This window comes from Alteromonas sp. ABV4_150 (assembly GCF_056311745.1).
The window spans coordinates 2809959-2831851 of sequence record NZ_CM149971.1 but is presented as its reverse complement, the minus strand read 5'-3'; the positions used below and the strand labels follow the sequence as shown (position 1 = coordinate 2831851).

The following is a 21893-nucleotide window of genomic DNA, read 5'->3' as shown; positions in this document are numbered from 1 at the left end:
TTAAAACGCGTACTTAACAGTGATACCAAACTGGCGACCGTTACCTATTTGGTAATATGGTTCGTTAAACGCGTATTCATCGCGAGGGTCGTTGCTGAAACCACCAAAACCTCGAGTGTAATACTCGCGGTCAAATGCATTTTGGATCCATAATGAGGTCTGCCAATCACCGTGTAACACAACAATTTCAGAGTTAACCAGAGTCGTACTTGGCGCAGTTACATCATGGCCGTCAGAAAAACGGTATTCGCTTTTATAGTCTACATCTACTCGCCATAGTATGGTGTCTGTAAGTGCGTACTCACTGTAAAGGTTTGCCGTCCACTTAGGTGATTGAGCCTGTCTTTGCTCGGACACTTCAGTACCGTCTGCTAGTGTATACCCTTCAAATGTGGCGCTTAGGTAACCAACACTTGCATCTAACTGCCATGCATCGCTCGCAAACCAGCTTAGTTCAAGCTCTGCCCCTTTGTTTGTGCCTAAGTCAGCATTATCGATAATATCAACAAAACCGGCCGTGCCGTCATCACGGGTAACAACATCAAAATCACTTACCTGCGTATCTGTCCTGTCCATGTAGAAAATCGCAGCACGAGCAATAAGATCAGGCGTTAGTAACGGGCCTTTTACACCCACTTCATAGTTCCAGTTGTATTCTTCTTCAAAGAAACGTTGATTATCGTTTACTCGGCTATCGGGATTAAAGCCAGCACCTTTAAAACCACGTGAAATGCTGCCGTAGTAGAAGTGATCACCCTGCGTATACTGAAGCGCTACTTTCCCACCAACCATGGTGGTGTCAAACGCGCGTGTAAGTTGGTTGTTATCAGCGTAATCGAAGTCATAGTTTTCTACTCTCACTCCGGCTACAAGCACTAAGTTGTCCTTCAAACGGCTTTCCGTCTGAGCATAGATAGCAGTAGTCGTTGGGGTATATTCACTGGCAAAGTCACTATCCAAATATGTGTACTGACGCAGTAACTTTTCTTCTGTATTTTTATAGAATATGCCTAAGGTCCAATCTGTCATACCGTCAAAAAGCGCAGCACTGTCAGACGACACGAAACGCACCTCACCGGTTTGCGTTTCAACGTCTCGGTAGTACGCATCAAAAGAAGTGTATCCCCAAGGGTGAAAGCCCGTGAATGTCCAATCTTCATCGTATCCATAAGCGATATTATGAGACGCATGAGTGGCAATAAGTATGAAGTCGCCCGCGGCTGTACTCGTTGTTGAGCGCGCGCTTACTGCGTGGGTTTGGTGTTCGTCAAAGCCTGGCTCGTCAGACAGTGTTTTATTGTCGTTATCAAGTGAGAAGGCATCGTAGCCGTTGTCAATATCGTACCAGCGGTAGGAAAGTGCGAGCGTGGTTCGTTCATCCACGCTGCCTTCAACAGCAAATCGCAAAGCAGTTTCGTCAATATTATTGGTATCGCTTCTATCTAGGAATGTATTCTCTACAAAGCCATCGCTACGGTTATGCACTAACGCTACGCGATAACCCCAGTCGGAATTGATATCGTTACCCGTTGCTCCCTCGATGCGGTAACTGTCTTTGTTACCAATGCGGGCTTCAACGTAGTCTGGCGCTTCGCTACCCACGTTATTGCTGGATAATTTAACCGCTCCAGCCAGTGCACCTGTACCGTAAAGCGTAGCCTGAGGTCCGCGATAAACTTCTAATTGTTTCGTGTCAAAAATGATACCTGCTGCAGCAAGGCCTGAAAAATCAAATTCATCGACAATAAAGCTTACCGAAGGATTGATAGGCTCGGCGAACTGACTACGCTCTCCAATACCGCGAATTTGCACGAAGCGGCCGCGAGACGCACCAGCTGCAAAGTTTACGTTTGGAATACTGTTTAGCACACTGTCGATATGGCTCGGCTGCCTACTGCGAAGACGTGCTTGATCTAAAATGGTCGCGCTAGCACTTAACTGGTCGAGTGTAGTTTGACGAAAATCACCAGATACGACGACTCGCTCAATATCTGATGGCGTGCTATCTGAAGTGTTACTTACATTGACTTGTTGCGCATAGGCCGCAACGGAACTAGCAAGCAGTGAAAGTGTGAAAAGTGTTTTATACATGGGATCTCTTATTCTTATTTAAGAAAAAAGATCCGGGTCTAACGGCAGGTGATAAGGCTATATTGTGAACCATCCCTACGCCGGTATTATCCGGATCAGGTTTAAGGGTTCCCACGAATGTGGATCTCAGACCGAAAACGGACACCCCTTGGTATAGTGTTGAGCCACTCAAATAGTAGCCTCAACGTCTGCGACGGAGTCTACCAGTTCGATACACGCCGTCAAGCAGATAAGACATCAAGCTAAGGTTATAATTTTTATATGATATAAGGTATTGAAAGCCCGAGGCTATTCAGCGTCAATATTCATATTAAGACGACGTACTTCATCGTCAGTCTGTGCTTTTAACCCTTCTAGCGTTTTGCCGTGTGCTGTTGGTTGGCGAGTATCCGGATCAACCTTTACGAAAACGATGTCATCTGCAAAGCAGATAGTTTTTTTAGTAGCCTTGTTTCTCACCAAACAGCTTACAGTAATCGAAGTGCGGCCTACCGCCTTGGTTTCCAATCCAAACTCTACTATGTCACCCTGCATCGCAGGTGATTCAAAGCTAATTTCACCAATATGCTTAGTCACCAAACAATTGGTCTCTAACTGGCAAATTGCCCAAATGGCAGCCTCTTCGTCTATCCATTCTAACGCGCGGCCACCGAACAAAGAATTGGCGTAATTAAGATCATTTGGCATAACTAAACGCCGAGAAAGAAAGCGCATTCGAATTCCTCACAATAAATCGCTAATATAGCGGAAGATTATACCTAAAAAGTTGATTCATGGCGCTAACTCAATTACGCGAATGGCTTCTTGCCCCCTACAGTAAAAATAACTGCGAAAATGGCTCACGTGTTACTACTCTACTTCACCGAAGAATGTTGGTTATTTCAGGCAGTAATAGCTTTTGTGAAGCTACTTTATCCAACCTTCGAAACTTAACCGATGAGGTGTCATCCTTAAGTATTTCGAACCTCACTGGCAACGCTTTAAAAGGAAAGATGCGAAAACAAGTGCTTGGCGTCGAGTGTGACATTGCCATATTGGATTGCCGCGACTCTTTTAAGCCTGGTGACATTATGGCAGTAGCGGGTATTGTTAAGCGTAGTGGTTGCTTAATACTTATTTGCCCAAAATCTGACGAGTGGGTCGAGAATATATCGGTGCCGTTCTTATCAGAAGGGTTTACGCTCAACAGTAGTCGATACCTTTCTCGCTTTATTAAGAACTTGCGTGAAAACCCATACGTGGGCTTTCATACTGAAATAGAGACTGTTCTTCCCGATATTTCTAGTTACTTTGTAAAACAAGAATCCATTCACAATGAGCATACACATGCCCGATTTCGCTCTATTGAGCAAAAGCACGCGTACTATCAGTTGCATCAAGCATATATGCTTAATTGCCTTAACGCGCTAATCACGGCGCCAAGAGGTAGGGGTAAATCATCCCTCTTAGGCCTATTTATTGATAGCCTTATCAAAGAAGGTAAGAATGTTCTGCTTACCAGCGAGCGTAGTGAAAATGTAACTCATGTTTTATCCCGCTTTACAGAATCTGAAGAAGCAGACAACCTGAACGTCAAAATGTATATGTCGCAAGTGGCAAGTTTGGAAACTCAGCGAGCTAAACAACAAACTGCGCCTAAAGGATTAGTTAAGTGGGTTCCGCCCGATAGTGAGTTGCTTTTTGACATAGAAGATAAGAAATATGACCTCGTAATAGTGGATGAGGCTGCGTCCATGCCACTTCCCGTTATCAAACGTATAATTGCCTATAACCCACAGTGGGTTTTAAGCACAACACTTTTAGGCTACGAAGGCTCAGGAAGAGGGTTTATTCATAAACTCATTCCCAACTTGCCAAAGGGGACTTTACGCCTAACGCTATCGACTCCCTTACGTTGGGCCGAAAACGATCCAATTGAGGCCTTTTTAAATCGAACCTGTTTGTTTGAAAATAATTGCGTGACAGATGCTGGTTGGAACGACAACTCAAAAAGTAGCATACAAAATAACATAGCCTTTCTTACATCACTCAGTACTTCTGAGCTAATAACGGCGTGCGAGTTTACTATTTGCTCTTTTGAGGATGTAGACGAAAGCATGCTGCAGCAAATCATGTCTTTGCTTTCACTTGCTCACTACCAGACCACGCCTGACGATTTCATGCGCCTAATGGACAGTCCAGATGTTCTGGTCGTGACTTTTAAAGTCAAAGACCTAGTACTTGCTACAGCAATAATTAACATAGAAGGCGGAGACTGCCTAAGCGATCTTGCTCTTGATATAGCAGAAGGAAAGCGACGTCCCAAAGGTCACTTAGGAGCGCAACGATTAACACTGCTGTCTGTCGACTTTAAAGCAGCTACACAAAACTATTGGCGAATTAACCGAATTGCTGTTCACCCAAAGCTTCAAAATAAAGGTATTGGCGGCCAATTAATCAAAAAAATAATAGAAAAAGCCCATGAGCGCGCTATTGATGCAATATCAACGTCTTACGGAGCGACAAATAGGCTTGATGGATTTTGGTCTTGCAATGGCTTCCATATCGTTGATTATGGTCGAAAACCTAATAAAGCCAGTGGTGAAACAAGCGCTTTGGCTGTGTTACCTCTTAACAAATATACCGGAGAACTAGTTGAAAAAGCTTTAGCCCTCAAAGTGAGTTTCCTTAGTACACTTAACCTCCACGAACTTCCTAGCTCTGTGCTAGAAATCTATATAAACAAGCTAAACCACTTTACCCAAGGAACGCGAACGCTAGATGATATTTGGCCCATACTGAGAAAATTATCAAGCGATGCCAAACTCCGCCCTGAAGCGATAAGTGACAAGCAAGAACACAGGTGCAGTAGCGGCACTGAATTGCTTAGTGCTCACCTATACGTACTCAATAAGCTTATAAAAATAATGAATACAAAAAGTTACCTCATATCATTATTTGAAGCATCAGATATGAATATGACGCTCGTAAGAGAGGTATTGGAAGAAAACGGTTTTAAAGTGAACGGTGTGAAGGGGTCTACAGCAGCAATTAGAGCAATATTGCGCCCTGCATTCGAGTAACTTTCTTGGACACTGTTAAGTGAATTACCGTTAGATGCGTTATACGCTGTCACCATTCTAACAAGTCACTTTCACGACGTTTTTTTCTACTCTAAAAGCTTACACTTAAACTAAAAGCAAAAAAAAAGCCTCCCAAGGGAGGCTTTCATAGCTAATTCCGGATATTAAATATTAATACCGCGGTTTTTCGCCTTTTCCTTTATGTAAGGTTCCCACGCTGCCGCATTACGACGTAGTGAGCGATCTTTTTTAGCCTCTTGAACGTGCTTGTACGCAGCTCGATAATCTCCAGCATAAAAGTTCGCTTCCATAAGCGTAAAGTGCACTTTTTCCGGATTTTCGATACCACGCTCAAGAGCATTCTCGAGAGCTTTAACCGCTCCTTTGTAATCTTCAGCGATAAGCAACAAGGTACCTTGCTTGCGATAATATTCTGGATCAGAAGTCTCTGCTGCGGCTTTCGCATATAGCTTAGCTGCAGTTTTGAAATCTTTAGCAGCGTGATAAGCATTCGCTATACTAGCCGTTAATTCAGCGTCTTCTTCAAGCACACCAGCTTTGATGAACTTTTCCAAAGTCTTCGCACCGCGGTACGGCATACCATTACTTTGGTAGAGCTGAGCTAGCGCTTTAGCTTCACTTTCTTTCTTCAAGAAACCTTGCATATCTGCAAGTTCGAAAGAAGACAATGCTTTCTTATACTCTTCGACCTGTAAGTAGAACATACCTAGCTGAGTCCACCACCGTGGCTCTTCAGGGAATTTACGAACAAGTTCTTCTGCAACAAGAACCGTCTGGTCATACATCTTACGCTCGTAATAAGAGGTAAGTTTCAAAACATACGGATTCTTGTTTGGCTCTTCGTATAAAGCAATAGCTCTATCTGCTGGCTCAATCATTTTATCTAATTGCTTAGATTCATAATAAGCCTGAGTCAAGCGAGTATAAACGTCGGCATCTTCTTTACACGTGAAGTCCATCCAACTGTTATACCATTTTACAGCGTCGGTATACTTCTCTTCCTGCATGCTCAAGTCACCTAAAAGCTTAAGTGTTTGAGCGTGCTCTAGGTCGTTTAGCACTTTGTTTTTAACAGAATCGACAAGGTAGTTATAAGCCTTTCCACCTTGGCCTTCCTGCGCTGCAAGTAGGTTACCAATGAAGCGATTAACGTATGCCTTATCAAAATCGTCGGAAGGATCGATTTCATAAAGAACGTTTAACGCCTCATCTACCAGGTCTTCATTGTAAAATTCGAAAGCTTTTTGAACTTTCTTACCGGTACGCTCACCTACAAGCGTTGTTTTTCCTTTCTCATAGCCAGGACAAACAACAGGTGATGTCTGCGCTAGGGCAGCGGGTGCTGAAAGCACCGCACCTGCGCCTAGCACTAAAGCAACGGCTGACATTTTGAATGTACGTTTCATCATGATCATTGCTCCAGTTTAAAGTCTAGCTGTACGAACATGCCAGGTTGCTTAACCGGCTTGCCATCTACAATCTTAGGCTTGTATTTCCACTTACGTAGAGCACGACGTGCTTCACGGTCAAATACACGCTTAGGTTCAGCTTCGATAACTTCGATATCTTCAACACCACCAACTTCGTTGATAGTGAAAGACAGTCTTACCCAACCTTCACGGCCATCACGGGCTGCATCAGGTGGATATTTCGGGTCGATACGAACGATAGGTGTAGCTTCACCGTCACGCTGCATTGCACCAACACCACCAATGTTTACACCAACACCACCTGTATCGATAGCTGGAATAGCTAAGCTAAAGCCATCTGCATCAGGTTCTGCTGCTTCCGGTTCTACTTGCTCCATTTTAGGAGGCTGTGGAGGCGGAGGCGGCGGTGGTGGTGGAACACGAGTACGCGTTTGCGTCTGGTCGTCTGGTTCCTGCATTACAATATCGATAACCGGTGCAGGCGGAACTTCGTCTGCTGGTCTAGATGAGTTTTCAATCAACTTAGCCATTAGAACGAAAAGGGCAAATGCAACACCAGCACCTAAAAGTATAGATACAATTATACGTAACATCTTATCCCCTTGCCGCTACCGAGACTCGGTTAACGCCAGCGGCTTTAACCTGATCCATAATTTCAACTACTAAACCATGCTTTGCTTTTACGTCAGCTTGGATGATTACGTAGTCAGTTGGCTGCTCGGTAAGCAGTCTTTCAATATTCGCTCTTACGCTGTCCGGCGCTACTTCACGCTTATCTAGCCATACATTTCCGTCTTCAGTTACGGCGATGAAAATGTTTGCATTTTTGTGAAGAATCGCCTGGCTCGCATCTGGCTTGTTGACTTCGATCCCTGCTTCTTTAACGAAAACAGTGGTAACGATAAAGAAGATCAGCATGATAAACACGATGTCCAACATGGGCGTCATGTCGATCTGTGCATCTTCTTCCTCGGTTCTGACTTTTCGAGCCATAATCTCTCTCTCTAATGATGTGGCAGGCTATCAACTAGCCCTTCTCTTGCCAGCTTCACTTTCGCTTCAAGACGTGAACTGATGAACAGTCCAGATAGCGCAGCTACCATTCCCGCCATTGTCGGGATAGTTGCCATAGAGATACCAGCTGCCATTAGACGTGCGTTGCTGGTGCCCTGTGTTGCCATTGTCTCGAAAACACTGATCATACCGGTTACTGTTCCAAGTAGACCGATTAGTGGACACATTGCGATAATGGTTCTGATAATCAGCATTCTAGCGTTTAGATCGTCTGACGCTTGAGAAATCCACGCGTCACGGATTCTATGCGCATACCATGATGTGGTATCTGCTCGGGCATCCCAATTCGCGATGATGTTTTTCTTCACCTTTGGGAAGACCGAGGTTAAATACCAGTAACGCTCAATCATTAAAACCCACATGAGAAAGAGCGCGGCAGCAACGAAGTAAAGTACGTCACCGCCGGTAGCGATAAAGTCCCTGACCGATTCGAATAATCCAATCAGGTAATTCATATTACGCTTTCTCCGACTCTGTGTGAGCAGCTACGATACCCGCAGTTTGCTCATCAAGAATGTGGATGATTGACTTGCTACGAGAAGCTACGATGCTGTGAGTAAGGATTAGAGGCAGAGCCGCGATAATACCTTGAGCAGTAGTTACAAGAGCCATTGAGATACTTCCCGCCATCATACGTGGGTCACCAGTACCGAATAGTGTGATAGTTTGGAACGTCTCGATCATACCTAGTACTGTACCAAGTAGACCTAGTAGAGGAGCAATTGCTGCGAAAATCTTGATTACGTTGATGCCGCTTTCAATTTTAGGAAGCTCGCGAAGAATCGCTTCATCAAGTTTAAGTTCAAGGTTTTCTGCATCAGCAGTTTTGTTCTCTTGGTAAACTTTAAGAATACGACCTAGAGGGTTACCTTCTGACGGGTTGTTTACATTCTTAAGTTGTGAACGCATTTTACCACCAGTGATGGTCAACGTGATCATCTTATAAAGACCAATTAGTAGGCCAACAGCTAGCATTAGCGTAATTGTGTAACCTACTGGACCACCCGCGTGATAACGCTCAGACATTGTCGCTTTTTGCTTCAATAGACCAAGGATACCGCCTTGAGAAGGGTCAGCGTAGAAAGGCGTGAAACCTGAAGTCGCGTCGATTAGATCTTCAGCAGACGCTACGAAGTGACCGTCTGGTTGACGACCTAGAGGCTGAACAACTTCAGACTCAGCATCGTATGCTAGGTAACCTTCTTCGCCAACAAGGTTGAAAGTACCAATACGAACAACTTCTTGCTGTGAAGAACCGCCGTCTAGGTTAACTACTTCAGTAGTAAACTTAACAACTTCACCACCTTCAGTCATTTCTTTTTGAAGTGCAAACCATAGGTCTTCTAGTTCTTTAATGTTAGGAAGACCTTTAGAGTCTTCTGACATTTCTGCTAGAAACTGGCTACGGCCAGGGAACTGTGCACTAACGATTGATGTAGAGATACGACCGTAAGCTTCAGAAGATGCTTGACGTACCACACCGAACATCTCACCAAGCGTACCAGTAGCTTGGTCAAGCTCAGCGGCTTTTTCGTTAAGTGTTACTTCGTTGTCTGAGAATTGCTTCTGTAGACGATCGCCACGGTCTTGCTCAGCTTTAAGGTTTGCTTGAGCTTTGCGTAAAAGCGCTTGCTTGTCAGCACGTGCTGATTGGAACTCAGCTTCACGCTTTTTGTCTAGACGAGCTTCAGAAACACGGTTCTGTTGAACCTGGTCTAAAAGATCTTTCAGGCTCTTTGCTTCCTGAGCTTGCGCTCCGGTTGCCGCAACTGCAACTGTCGCAGCGGCTAAAAGAGATTTGAATACTGGTTTCATTAACAATTACTCCGCTGCGCTAATTGGTAGTTTAACAAGAGCCGCAGGAATGGTGCCGTTAGCCATTTTTACTGCGTCAATAGTTGAAGAAAGGTACTCATCACCTAGCTTCTCCCAAGTGCGGCTTTCATTGTTCCAAACCCATGCGTGCGTTTGGTCAAGAGAAAGAGCTAGTAAAGCTGTACGACCTAAGTTAAAGAAGTCAACAGTTACTTCAGTACCCGCATCATCGATAGTACCTTGGTAAGAATTGATCTTAGTACCGTACTCAACTTCTACTAGGTAAGCTTCTAGTACCTGACGGAACTGCTCAGAAACAGTAACGTTAGAGTTAGCCATCAGGTCACGAAGACGCTCAACGCGCTGTAGACGCTCTTCCAAACGAATTGGACGGTCTAGCTTGATGAACTGCTCTAGGCTGTCAATCATGCGGAACATAAGAGGAACAATGCCCTGCTTAGTTTGTTCGATGCTGTCGATTTGACGCTGTAGAGAGTCGATTCCACGCTGCTGGTCTGCAACTAGGCTAGCGATGTAATCGTTGTAGATTTTAAGGTTTTCTGTCTCATCTACTGTTTGACGATACTCAACAAGTAGTTCTTGAGACTGTTCAAACAACGTGTTGATTTTTTCTTGAGATTTCGCTGCAGCCGCGTGGATTTTCGCTTCTTCTTTATGAAGATCTTCAAGCGTATCTGCAGAGACTGCACTACCTGTTAGTGCGAATGCACCCATAACAGTAGAAGCAATAAGAGTTCTCTTGCTCATTTTGGACATAGTTCCCAACCAAATTTCTTATTTGAATCCTCGCCGATAAGGAAAATATTCGGGCAAGGGGCGTATAAAACTTTCACAATTTTGTTTCAGGAATGTAGCACTGACGTCAATGTTCAGTACTACGAACGTAGTATACTCACACGGAACGGTGTAATGAGTCAAGTAACGACCTCTTTACATCTACAACTTTCGAGATTGATCGCTTAAATTATATTCATATACTTAAGCGTCTTTTTCTAAATCAATTAAGTCAAGTTGTAGCTTGCCGCTGCGGGAGTTGGTCAAATACCTAGCGAGTTCCAAACCATCCAGTTAATGCGTATCGCGGTTTCTTAGCGAAAGGTGTTAAGTACGTGACGCTATGTATATGTTTCACGTCAAACAAACTTAGTGTATTGAATGTGGGAGTCCAGCTTTCTAAGGTCTCACCATCTTCTTTGAAAAATTGTAGCAATCCTCCCCAATCAGGATGCCACTCTGGCGACAAATTGAAAACATACGCCAATTTTCTGCCTTCAGATTGAACGTCATCTCTATGCCGAGTTAAAAACTGGCCTGGAATATACTTCGTTGCTTGCATGCTAGCGTAGTTAATATCATTTATTCCTGTAATGTTACTAACTGCATCTAACAGCTCCTTACTATTTACAAATTTATAAAAGTTGAGCAGAAACGGGTCTTTTTCTTCGGCTGTTATGTACTTACGCCCGTAAGAGAAACCATTACCCATTGCTGCATTTTCCATCAAATTGAAATATATCTGCTGACGCTGCGTGTCTTCTAACTCAGTCCATTCTTTTTTACTCATCACAGCATTTTTACCATCCACATACATGGCGGTATCGAATTCAACTCTCTCGTTTAATGCTTGAAATGAAAGTGCAGCAAACTCGAAGTCCAATACTTTGTTAACTCTTACTTTGCCGTCTTTAGCGAAGTTCGATTTAATTTCATCGAAGTTTATGTCTTTGTTCCAAAAATTTTTCATTGTTGTCTCTTTTTATTATTCAAGAAGATGAGATATCAAATGCTATAGTTAAACGCTTTTCATCAGATTTAAATGGGATGGTACCGTGCCAAAAATAAGAGGGGAAAATAACTAGCTTTCCAACTTCAGGACGAACAGTGAACTCATGAGTTAGATCAGTTTTAAGGTTAAAATTTGGAGTACCAAAAGACAGATATCCCTCATGTTCCTCATGTGCTAATTCAGATGGTATTTCAATATAAAAAACAGCACTTAATCGTCCTTCTGGATGGACATGATTGGTATGGTAGCCCTTATCAGATAGAAAAACAGACCACGCTCCTACGATTGTAAAATCGTTGTTCGGCAAAACAACGAACTCATGCAGATCGTCTATTGCCTCGACTTCTGATATGTATTTCCTGACCGAATCTTCAAAAAAAAGGCGTAATTCTGCTAGGTGCTCATTATTCGAAGACAAGACATTCCCACGAGTTTGAGTACCACCATTGACCGTCTGTTGAAGAGGTGCCGATTTGGCATTATGCAACTGAGATACATGATCTTTTAACAAAGCAATAAAGTCGCTAGCTGCTTTCCCTCCAACCACTTCAGGTAACTGGAAAGTTCGCACTAACTTTGAATAGCGACAGTAACTTTTTCGATGCAGATTGCGTTTTGAAAGTCTCTCTGCCACAGTCAAATAGGCCTTTGCCATAACAGATGAATCGCTTGTTTTTGTTAGTGGTGGCATAGCATTAAGTACATAGTCTGGCTCATCTACCTGCAATGCGTACTGCGCGGCGTCTAGCATCAAAGCTGAGTCTGTTTTATCCTTTAATAGCATAAAGGCTTCTTGGTAATTTTCACCTGCATGGTATAGCCGTGCCTTGCATTGTAAATACGCTGCCGACGAACGATCTAAATTAGGGTGACTATTCAATAAAGTTTCAGCTAACTCAACGTTCCCCATTCGCAAATATTGTTCTGCTAATGCAATAAGCATTTCATTGCTAGTATTCCCGCTTTGAATGGCAGACTCAAAAATCGCTAACGATTTATTGATTGAACCAACTTCTGCGTATATTGATGCAAGATTTTTATAGCTGTCGACGTAATAGGGGTTTAACTGGATGGCCCTTTCATATGACTCAATTGCGCTTTCAAGTTTATTCAGGTCTGAATACGCATTGCCTAGGTTATGATACAGCTGAAAATTGTTAAGCCCGTTTAATTTAGCTCGCTGTAAAAGGTTTAGCGCCTCTTCAGAATCTTCTAAACGCCTTAAAACTGTCGCTAAGTTATGCAGCGCTGTAGTATTATTCTGGTCCTCTTTGAGAACAGTTTTATAAAGTTCAGAGGCCTTTGTAAGCATTCCTCTACTATCGAACAGACCCGCAACATGATTGGTTAAAGCAATATTATTTTGAGAGGTTTTTAATTTTTTATACCAACTCTCTAGTTCGATGTCATTACAAACACCGCTAGCGGCTCGTAGAAACAGCTTTGTTGTTTCGAATGAATTGTTATTAAAAGGTGCTAGACAACGATAGGCGTCTTCATATCTGTTTAGGCCTAGAAGACATTTAGCATATTCACATAGTACGGTAATATTGGATTGAGTCTTTTCATATGCATATGTCAAAAGCGGCAAAGCATTTTCGGCTCTGTTAGTATCGAGAAGTAATTTTCCGTATAGATAATTTAAGTTTATATCAGAAGCATTCTTATCAAACAGTGATTTATAACCTGCCTCAGCCTCTGTCAAATGGCCTTTCTGATGAAGGCTCATTATGCTTTCAAGCTTTCTCATTATTCACTCTTTTATTAAATCTCAAATCCCATGCTACCGGTAATTCTTTATTTTTGAGTAAAAACGGGCGAACACCCCAGCTATCTGAGTATTCTCCACTGATTATCTGTTTTATGTCAGATGTAGATAATGCAACGTCACAAATAGCTGAGACGCGACGATAGATCGTCCCTAACTGCTGCTCAAAGCCCTTTATCCATGCCAATATATCAGAATGGTCATATTGTTTGTAAGATAGAAATAACTGCTTAATTCCATTGACGAAGTGAAGGCTTCCCGCACACCACTTGTAGTCTAATGTTGATAAATGAGATAGATATTGTTTAGCACGATTTTCATAAGCGTTTGGGTCAGTCGCGATCAGATTAGCTATCTGCAATGCATTTTCGAAGGCATGAATTTCAAATAAGCTCTCCATCCCCTCCTTTTCACGCTTATATCGAGAATATATGTGTCCGTCTTTGTAGTGACAAAGTGCAATGAATTTCGAGCCTTCTTTCATCATCGTTGGCATGTTTTTGATTGCGTCGACACCTAAATACTCGATACCGAACTGACTTACAATAAAATCAAACTCGAGCAGTTTTTCTTTTGGAAGATTGGACGTCTTATTCAAAATAACCTGGGCATCAGGAACATTTTTTTTCAAGGAATTTAGTGCATCTTTACTACAGTCTAAACCTACTTTGCGATTAAAAGGTTTATCTCCGAAACTTTGAAAAAGAGCACCAGCACCGCAAGCTATATCTATTACGCTCTGCATTTCTGTATCATTTGGTATATTTTGAGACCAAAACTGCTCAAAATCTGAAATGCTTTTGCCATTGTCTTCAGTGAACAACACTTTACTATCAGGATTTTCTTTCCAGTACTGATTCCAGTCGTCTATTGTACCCATGATTCTCCTTATAAAGAGCAAAAAAAAAGTGGGCAATGCCCACTTTTTTATAAAGCAATAAGCTATTAGAAGCTAGCTGAGATACCTACGAAGTAAGTTCTACCAAATACATCGTATGTTGCAGGATATGTATTTGACTGCTCAGCATTACCACCGAAGCGAGGCGCTTCACGGTCTGCTAGGTTACGAATACCTGCGTTTAGACGATAGTTTTCGCCAATGTGGTAAGTACCTGACAGATCGAAGTAGCTGAATGAACCAGTGTCTTCTTGGAAGTAAACAGTACCATCATCATCATCTTCAGTTGCACCGATAAAGCGCCATAGAAGCTGAACGTCAAAGTCGTCCATACCCCAAGCAACTGTCATACGGTGAACGTACTCAGGAGTTGGCTCGCCACAGGTATTACCAAATGTACCCGCACAATCGATAACCTCTGAACCAGCGAATGACTGGAACGAGCTCTCAGTTGTGTAAGTAGCAAGGTAGTTAAGACGCATGTCACCGCCCGCTACTTCCATAGCGTAGTCAGCTACGATATCAACACCAGTAAGTTTGATTGAACCTACGTTCTGGCTAAGAATTTCTACGAAATCAATAGAGCCATCTGGGCGACGGTTAACAACATCACAGAATGCAGAACCTACACCACCTAGTTCATTTGACGGGTCATAACACGTAGAAAGAACGTTGTTGGTACCACCACCAAAACCGAATACCGCGTCTTCAATATCAATATCGAAGTAGTCAACAGACACGCTTAGTTCGTCCATTGGCGTAATTACGAAACCAACAGACATTGTGTCAGCTGTTTCTTCTTGGAGATTAGGGTTACCACCACTTACCTGACGAGTCTGGCCAGATACCGCGTCTAGTGTTGGAGTAAACACTGCATCAGCAGGAACGCCTGTCGCTGTACAAATTGCGCGAACTGCATCTGATTGATCAGACGCTTTTGATGAACATGGATCTTCAGCTGGTGGGAAGCCTTCGTTCTGTGGAGAGAAAAGCTCGCCAATGTTCGGAGCACGTACCGCACGGTTGAAGCTTGAGCGGAAACGAAGAGTGTCGTTAACAGTCCATGAACCCGCAATCTTATAAGCGTTTACGCCGCCTACCGTTGACCAGTCTGCGTAGCGATATGCTAGCTCTAAATCAACAAGTTCAGCAAACTCAACACCCTCTACAAGAGGTAGATACGCTTCAACAAAATATTCGTTTACGTCGAAGCCACCAGCAACTGGGCCTGAACCGTTGAATCCAGCAATTGTACCTGCTGCAAGATCCTGTGATGGGTCAAAAGAGAAGCTCTCTTCGCGACGCTCAAAACCAAACGCGATTCCAATTGGGCCACCTGGAAGTTCAAAGAAGTCCATTGTGTCGCCGCTGATGTTGAAACCGTAAAGTTTCTGTTCGTACTCTGACGTAGAGTTTACGCGAGTGCGAAGGAAGTCTGCAGCATCAGCAGAAATGTTGCCTTCACCGAATAGATTCATAGGTGAACAGCTAACTAGTGAACCATTCGCTGCAGTGTTTGCACAGCTTGGGTTTCCATCTGCATCAAGAACAACATTGCCCGCTTCATCTGTAGCAAGAATAAGCGCTTGGTCAAAACGTGCACGGTTAACGTTACCTAACTGAATAGAGTTTTGGTTAACACGGCCAGTTTGGAAGTACGTGTCGTATGTCCATGCTGAATCACCGAATGAACCACGAAGACCAGCAAGCATTGAGAACATCGTGTTGTCATCTTCAACAATACGAGGACCAACTTCTAGCAAACGACGACGTAGGAAAGCAGTACCTGTGTCTGCAATACCATCACCATCAGTGTCAACACCATCACCTACAGCATCAGATAGGATTTGCTGTGCTGCTGGGTCAATAAATGGGTTGCCGTCAAGCGTAAACGTCGATGTTTGGAAAATAGGTGTAGCTGCTAGCTGCTGAGGAACGTCACTGTTTGCAAAACTACCGCGCATATACACTTCAGTAGTGTCATTGATTTCGAAATGACCCATTGCAGTAATGTTATGACGCTGCTGTGGCAACTGTAGATAGTTTACTGGAGCGAAGTTATAGAAATCATTCTCAGCACCACCCTGTACGAATGGACGAATGCTTCCATCTTGGTTGAAAATGGCGCCACTGTTGAATGAATCTGGTAGACCAGCGGTGAAGATTGACGTACCTGGTACGCCAGATGAACCGAATGGTTCTAGGAACAAGCTACCGTCATCATTTTGAGCGTCTGTTAGTGCAACGCTAGAGATATCACGAGAGTCGGCAAAAAGCGCTGAACGCTCTGTGTACTGCATACTTACAACAACGTTACCGCGATCATCTGCGAAGTTACCGCCTAAAGTAAGTGAGCCGTTCCAAATTTCAGCGTCGCCTTCTTCAGTAGTCTCAAAACTTGTATTGAAATCTACGCCTTCAAAGTTCTTTTTAAGCGCAAAGTTAACAACACCCGCTACCGCGTCAGAACCATATACCGCAGATGCACCACCTGTTAGTACTTCTACGTTTTCGATAAGCGCAGCTGGGATTGTGTTGATGTCAACTGTACCACCAGATGTAGTAGGAACAGCGCGAACACCGTCGATAAGAACTAGTGTTCTGTTTGTGCCAAGACCACGAAGGTCAACTGTAGCGATACCACCACCTGGGTTGTTAGACGAACGGTCTAGACCTGGAATTGTTTGTGGTAGTGTGTTTAGAAGCGCTTCGGTGTTAACCGAGTTGGTTAATTCAAATTGCTCGATACCAACAGTAGCAACTGGCGCGTTGCTTACGAAGTCAACCTTGCGGATACGAGAACCAACAACCTGCACTTTTTCAACTGCAGCTTCATCTACCTGTGCATCTTCTTGAGCGTACGCTGGTACGCTAATTCCTGTCGCAGCTACCGCACCGAATGCGCACGCTAACTTTACTGACTTAGCCAGCTTAGAGTTTGTAAACATGTATTGTCTCCCTGGACCACTAAAACTCTTAGTGTGTGTTTCTTAAATCGTTTATATAACGAATTATTATTAGTAAGGTCAAAGCCTCACTTTGATAATAACCACATCCTAAGCGAGCGGTCAACTGAGATCAGACGGGTGCTCCACAAAAGTTCAATTTTTTTTCGACTTTTTATCTCCTTTTGTAAATATTAACTTACATTTAACATTTGGAGCTCAAAAAACAACCTTCGCGATTATTTTTTGTACACCCATGTGACAAGGCGTGAGTTACACTTAAAGTCTCACCGCGCCCTGCCTTAATTTTTGATTATATTCATTGTTTTAAACGAGTAATTTGAGCTGAAACGAATGTATCTAGGTGTTTTTCCATGCGGTCAACAGACCGAAGTGTGAATCTACATACATCGGTTGTTAATTTGCCTATCTGTTCGTGTTAATTTGCTTCAAGGCTACTGCAAATAAAACCCTAATTGCTTTCTCACAGCTTCGGGCAATTCAGGCAATGCACTTTTAGGCAATAAGAATGTTGCCATGTTAAAGAAGTCTAGAAAAATGCGATTGGATTCGGTGGTTTTCTTTAGATAGTGGTGACCAGAAGAGCCGCCCGTCCCTATTTTAGTACCCAGCATACGCTGAACCATCATTGCGTGACGATAGCGCCATATCGTTAACTGTTCGTCTACTTCAGTAAGTGCTGTGATTAATTGAAATGGAAGGTTGAATATTGGCTCTTCAGAGTATTGCTTTATAAATAACGCAGAAAGCATCGCCTTATGGCTTAAACGGAACTTATCTTCACCTCGAAGCTTTTCAAATTTAGTTTCATCAAATAACGCATCGAAGTTTTCTTTAGTGGTCTGAAGATCTTTTAACTCCTGACGCTTGTCAGTCTCCGACAACATATCGCTCGTAGAAATAGTATGATGATCATCATTTAACATCTCGTCTGCTGCATTTTTATAATATTGCCAAAAGTCGAAAGCTTCTGTTTTTAAAAGGGGCATACGAGAAAGCCAATCATCTACCAATTCAAACAAGCTTGGTTTGCTTTCTAGGCTTTCGAGCAGTGCCCGGTCTTTATCGTTAAGTCGGTTATAAAAGCTTTGCTTGTCGAAATCGATTCGGAAATCACGTTTTAGACCGAGAGAAATTTCTAAACGCTTAAACTGTATACTTTGGAAGCCAGACGCAGGAACAAGATAATCTCGAAACGACAAAAATTGCTGTGGCGTCATGGTTTCCATAATAGCAATTTGGTCATTCATAAGTTTCTGAATTTGTATGATTCGCTGCAGTCTGTGCACAACTAGTGTTAGCTGCTGGTCTTTCACTGTTTCTTGGTTAAAAGTATCGATAACCGCATTAAGTTCGTGAAGTACCTGTTTGAACCACAGCTCGTAAACTTGATGTACGATAATGAACAACATCTCTTCATGCGCTGCCTCGCCGTATTTTTCACTTTGCAATTCTTGCGCGCCTAGCACTTTGTCTAAATGTAAGTAATCGCCGTAGTAGCATGGCTCTATATTTTTTTTCATTTTATTGTTGCCTTATTACTGATTTGAACTGTGTTAATCTAACACCCCCGCCTCGACATCCACAGAATACAAGCTATACATAGTAAGGTTACACAGTTATTAGTAATGTCTTAGCACTGTAGCGTAAACGAATGTATCCATTCCAAGCTTGAAGGCTTTGTATAAGCTAAAGACTCTTTTAAGTCTTAGGCTTGTTGTGTAACTTATTGCTTGCACACTATATAAACCGCTAAAGCACGATGCTCACGAAAATTATAAGGGGAACGAAGGTGAAACTAGATGATGACATTCACAACTATTATGAACACCTAGTCTTAGAACGAATTTCCAAGCTTGGTCTTGATACGACTAAAAGCCCCGATTATTTGGCGGATTTATGCTGTCTCGCGCTAAATCAGGTTCCGCCGCGTTATATTCGATACGAAGTTGATATGGCATTTTACCTGCCGCAAAGTGAGCGCAATCAAATGGAAATGAATGTTGAGCACGCGATTAGCAAAGCAATAAAATATTTAGACGAAACAGAGAAAAGTAAGAAAGAAAATACGGAAGAAGATATAGAAGAAGTAGAATAAGAGATTTGGGTGGCGGGCCTCCAGCCACATCCCGGCACATGAGTCGTCTGCTGCGGCTGCTCCCTTCCAGGCCTGACCGGGTTCACAGAGTATCATTGCGGGAGGACCAAAAGCCCACCATAGAAAATTGCATTCAAAGCAAAGTCATTCGCCCCTGCTTGAGTGCGGGGCGCATTATGACTATTTGGCCATGAGTTTTCAACCCTTTATAGAAAATCTCTCTTCAGCGATAACATTTGCTACACGGTTAGTCGCCGCTCCCTCTTGCTCAGCGCGAGTATAAATTTCTTTAAGCGTAGCGCCTATTTGTTCAATGTGTGCACGAAGCGCTTCATTTGAACTCGATTCCATACGCTGATGGAAAATATCAATAACACCACCGGCATTAATGACGTAATCTGGCGCATACAATATGCCACGCTGCTGAAGTAACTCACCAATGTCTTCGCGAGCAAGCTGATTATTAGCCGCACCAGCAATCACTTTTGCTTTAATCGCCGGTAGCGTTTGGTCATTTATTGATGCACCTAATGCACATGGTGCAAGTACATCCACATCTAAACTTAAAATTTCCTCTGGCGCTACCGCAGTTGCGCCGAACTCAGCTACCGCTTTCTCTACGCCCTCAGGAAAGATGTCTGCCACATACAATTTAGCACCGTGTTCATGCAAATGTTTAGCAAGACGATAACCAACGTGTCCCATCCCTTGAATAGCAACACTTACACCATCAAGGCTACGTTTCAAGCCATATTCTACAGTAGCCTTAAGACCTACAAAGACGCCATAAGCAGTTGACGGCGCTGGGTTTCCATCAGGTATTTCACCAGCGTAATGGTACTGAGCTTTGACACCCGCTATGTAATCAGACTCTGTCGCCATGGTTTGCAAATCAGTTACTGAAATTCCCGAGTCTTCAGCAGTGAAGTATTTCCCCCCCAATGACTCTACAAATTTCCCCATCGCTTTCATCATTTCTGGCGATTTTGCTTTTCGGGGATCACCAATTATTACCGATTTTCCGCCGCCAAGTTCTAAATTGGCCATGGCAGCTTTATATGTCATCCCTTTAGACAATCTCAATACGTCGGTCAACGCTTCCCCACTATTAACATAGGGCCACATGCGGCAGCCGCCAAGTGCTGGACCGAGGTTGGTATTGTGTACAGCAATAATGGCACTCAGGCCCGCCTTTTCGTCATGATAAAACGCAACGTGTTCGTGATTATCGAACTCTGGGTGATCAAAAACTGACATATTTTCCCTATTAATACTGTAATGAGTTAAGGCCTATCCAAGTCTGAGCTGTCACGAATTCTAAACGGTGCTCATTTGGATTGAAGTGAGAGTCTGATAACGATTTGCGATACACTTAGTCAATTAGCGTCGGCCTCGCAATAATCGTCAACATTTTAGAAAGTGTATCCGATGGTTCTGAGGACATGCCTTGCAAAGTTTGTTAATGAATTTTACAAACTGAAACGCAATAGAATTGAATACTATTTTTCTAGGACAGCTATCCTAGAATTTTTTTTGATATATAATAAACATCATAAAAACGACGGAAACAGTGTTAATGAAATTGGATAAGTTTGACCGTGAAATTTTACGCGTGCTTCAGCAAGACGCCACGGTATCAATGGCAGATTTAAGTCAACGTGTTGGATTATCACACACTCCATGTTGGCGCCGCGTTAAAAGAATGGAAGCCGACGGAATTATCTTAGGCAAAGTTACCTTACTTAACAGCAAAAAGCTGAACCTGGGCGTATCGGTTTTTATCTATGTCACGCTTAAAAATCATGATGGTGATTCGCTGACCGACTTTGAAAATGCAGTTCAAAATATCGATGAAATAGTGGAGTGCCACACTACTAGCGGCGAAAAAGACTATTTACTCAAAGTAATTGTGGAAAGTATTGAAGAATACGAATTCTTACTTAAAACGAAATTGACGCACCTTCCGCTCGTGGATCATTTAAGTTCAACATTCGCATTGAAGCAAGTCAAAAACACCACCGAACTTCCAATCAAACGTCAATAGCAAAAACTAATGGGGTCAGAGTCATGACTCTGACCCCATTATTTATGACTCTAAAAATTAAAGTGCGTCGGTTTGATTCTCAGGCCTCGCCTTTTCAAATGCATTCAGCTGATTACAATTATCCGCTATTTTACTAATTAGCGGGTAGCGAGTCATGTCCACATTAAAACGCTGTGCGTTGTACACTTGCGGTACTAAGCAGATATCAGCAAGTGTAACGTCAAAGTCGAAGCAATACTTGCCAGCTTGAGTTTGTAGGCGCTTTTCAATTCCATCGAAGCCCAGTGTAATCCAATGCGCAGCCCACTTAGCCACATCACCTTGAGAGGCCTCAAAGTTACCTTTAAGCGCATTTAACACTCGAAGGTTGCCTATGGGTTGTATGTCACAGGCGATATCTTGCGCTAACGCTCTTACTCTAGCACGCTCTGTTCTGTGCTCTGGCACTAGCTTGTACTCACTTTCATACCGCTCATCAAGATATTCGATAATGGCTAAAGATTGATTAAGAATGATATCTTCATCTTCATCAACAAAAGTTGGGACAAGGTGTGCTGGATTTAATCGTGAATATTCACTGCTATGTTGCTCACCGCCGTTGTTGACAAGATGCACTGGCACATACTCGTACTCGACACCTTTTAAATTAAGTGCAATACGCGCTCGATACGACGCGGTTGAACGCCAATAACCGTAAAGCTTGATGCTCATGCTAATACTCCATCGGTCAAACATATAGCCAAAGAAAGCGCCAGTGATCGTTATGCATCAACGCTTTCACTTCTATAAAATATAGTGAGAAAAGCAACGAACAGCCCT

The 21893-nt window shown here is 43.0% G+C and carries 18 protein-coding genes, 1 other RNA gene and 1 riboswitch; of the genes, 3 read left to right on the top strand and 16 right to left on the bottom strand.

From position 1 onward, the window contains the following. The gene (locus ACYX4M_RS12320) at positions 1-2091 is read right to left on the bottom strand and encodes a TonB-dependent receptor (protein ID WP_476080326.1); all 2091 of its coding nucleotides are present in this window, start codon (positions 2089-2091) and stop codon (positions 1-3) included. Positions 2092-2146: 55 nt separating this feature from the next. Continuing rightward, a riboswitch (TPP riboswitch) is annotated at positions 2147-2250 on the bottom strand. A gap of 129 nt (positions 2251-2379) precedes the next feature. Further along, complete coding sequence (locus ACYX4M_RS12315) at positions 2380-2805, bottom strand: acyl-CoA thioesterase (protein ID WP_012517742.1); 426 nt, start codon at positions 2803-2805, stop codon at positions 2380-2382. 59 nt (positions 2806-2864) lie between these two features. On the opposite strand from ACYX4M_RS12315, the gene ACYX4M_RS12310 reads away from it, so the two are divergent. Then, positions 2865-5153: a GNAT family N-acetyltransferase gene (locus ACYX4M_RS12310; protein WP_476080325.1), complete on the top strand. Its 2289-nt coding sequence runs from the start codon at positions 2865-2867 to the stop codon at positions 5151-5153. 164 nt (positions 5154-5317) lie between these two features. Here ACYX4M_RS12310 and ACYX4M_RS12305 read toward each other — a convergent pair whose 3' ends face one another. From ACYX4M_RS12305 to ACYX4M_RS12255, 11 genes are all read right to left on the bottom strand, one after another. Further along, positions 5318-6583, bottom strand: a complete 1266-nt coding sequence (locus tag ACYX4M_RS12305; RefSeq protein WP_476080324.1) for a tetratricopeptide repeat protein — start codon at positions 6581-6583, stop codon at positions 5318-5320. A 2-nt stretch (positions 6584-6585) separates the two neighbouring features. Then, complete coding sequence (locus ACYX4M_RS12300; protein WP_476080323.1) at positions 6586-7197, bottom strand: energy transducer TonB; 612 nt, start codon at positions 7195-7197, stop codon at positions 6586-6588. Between the two features lies 1 nt (position 7198). After that, complete coding sequence (locus tag ACYX4M_RS12295) at positions 7199-7597, bottom strand: ExbD/TolR family protein (RefSeq protein ID WP_012517737.1); 399 nt, start codon at positions 7595-7597, stop codon at positions 7199-7201. An 11-nt stretch (positions 7598-7608) separates the two neighbouring features. Further along, positions 7609-8133 carry a MotA/TolQ/ExbB proton channel family protein gene (locus ACYX4M_RS12290; RefSeq protein WP_012517736.1) on the bottom strand — a complete coding sequence of 175 codons (525 nt, stop codon included), beginning with the start codon at positions 8131-8133 and terminating at the stop codon, positions 7609-7611. Between the two features lies 1 nt (position 8134). Further along, positions 8135-9493 carry a MotA/TolQ/ExbB proton channel family protein gene (locus tag ACYX4M_RS12285; protein ID WP_476080322.1) on the bottom strand — a complete coding sequence of 453 codons (1359 nt, stop codon included), beginning with the start codon at positions 9491-9493 and terminating at the stop codon, positions 8135-8137. A gap of 6 nt (positions 9494-9499) precedes the next feature. Further along, positions 9500-10261, bottom strand: a complete 762-nt coding sequence (locus ACYX4M_RS12280; RefSeq protein WP_118489934.1) for a DUF3450 domain-containing protein — start codon at positions 10259-10261, stop codon at positions 9500-9502. A gap of 298 nt (positions 10262-10559) precedes the next feature. Then, the gene (locus ACYX4M_RS12275; RefSeq protein WP_476080321.1) at positions 10560-11258 is read right to left on the bottom strand and encodes a 2OG-Fe(II) oxygenase family protein; all 699 of its coding nucleotides are present in this window, start codon (positions 11256-11258) and stop codon (positions 10560-10562) included. 19 nt (positions 11259-11277) lie between these two features. Further along, positions 11278-13050 (bottom strand): 2OG-Fe(II) oxygenase family protein, encoded by a 1773-nt coding sequence (locus tag ACYX4M_RS12270; RefSeq protein ID WP_476080320.1) that lies wholly within the window; start codon positions 13048-13050, stop codon positions 11278-11280. Then, complete coding sequence (locus ACYX4M_RS12265) at positions 13037-13948, bottom strand: class I SAM-dependent methyltransferase (protein WP_476080319.1); 912 nt, start codon at positions 13946-13948, stop codon at positions 13037-13039. The genes ACYX4M_RS12270 and ACYX4M_RS12265 overlap by 14 nt, the downstream gene beginning before the upstream one ends. Positions 13949-14013: 65 nt before the next feature. After that, entirely contained in the window at positions 14014-16914 is a 2901-nt protein-coding gene (locus tag ACYX4M_RS12260; RefSeq protein ID WP_476080318.1) for a TonB-dependent receptor domain-containing protein, read from the bottom strand. Between the two features lie 452 nt (positions 16915-17366). Then, the gene (locus ACYX4M_RS12255) at positions 17367-18455 is read right to left on the bottom strand and encodes a tryptophan 2,3-dioxygenase family protein (protein WP_476080317.1); all 1089 of its coding nucleotides are present in this window, start codon (positions 18453-18455) and stop codon (positions 17367-17369) included. A gap of 269 nt (positions 18456-18724) precedes the next feature. Between ACYX4M_RS12255 and ACYX4M_RS12250 the strand changes: the two genes are divergently transcribed. After that, positions 18725-19030 (top strand): late competence development ComFB family protein, encoded by a 306-nt coding sequence (locus ACYX4M_RS12250; RefSeq protein WP_476080316.1) that lies wholly within the window; start codon positions 18725-18727, stop codon positions 19028-19030. Between the two features lie 15 nt (positions 19031-19045). On the opposite strand, the gene ffs is transcribed toward ACYX4M_RS12250, so the two are convergent. Then, an RNA gene (ffs, locus tag ACYX4M_RS12245) (signal recognition particle sRNA small type) lies at positions 19046-19142 on the bottom strand. A gap of 86 nt (positions 19143-19228) precedes the next feature. Then, positions 19229-20287: a Glu/Leu/Phe/Val dehydrogenase dimerization domain-containing protein gene (locus ACYX4M_RS12240; RefSeq protein ID WP_476080315.1), complete on the bottom strand. Its 1059-nt coding sequence runs from the start codon at positions 20285-20287 to the stop codon at positions 19229-19231. Positions 20288-20606: 319 nt separating this feature from the next. Between ACYX4M_RS12240 and ACYX4M_RS12235 the strand changes: the two genes are divergently transcribed. Beyond that, positions 20607-21074, top strand: coding sequence for an Lrp/AsnC family transcriptional regulator (locus ACYX4M_RS12235; RefSeq protein WP_014948689.1), 468 nt, complete (start codon positions 20607-20609; stop codon positions 21072-21074). A gap of 57 nt (positions 21075-21131) precedes the next feature. Here the strand turns inward: ACYX4M_RS12235 and maiA are convergent, their stop codons facing one another. Further along, positions 21132-21785, bottom strand: coding sequence for a maleylacetoacetate isomerase (gene maiA, locus ACYX4M_RS12230; RefSeq protein WP_476080314.1), 654 nt, complete (start codon positions 21783-21785; stop codon positions 21132-21134). Between the last annotated feature and the right edge of the window lie 108 nt (positions 21786-21893).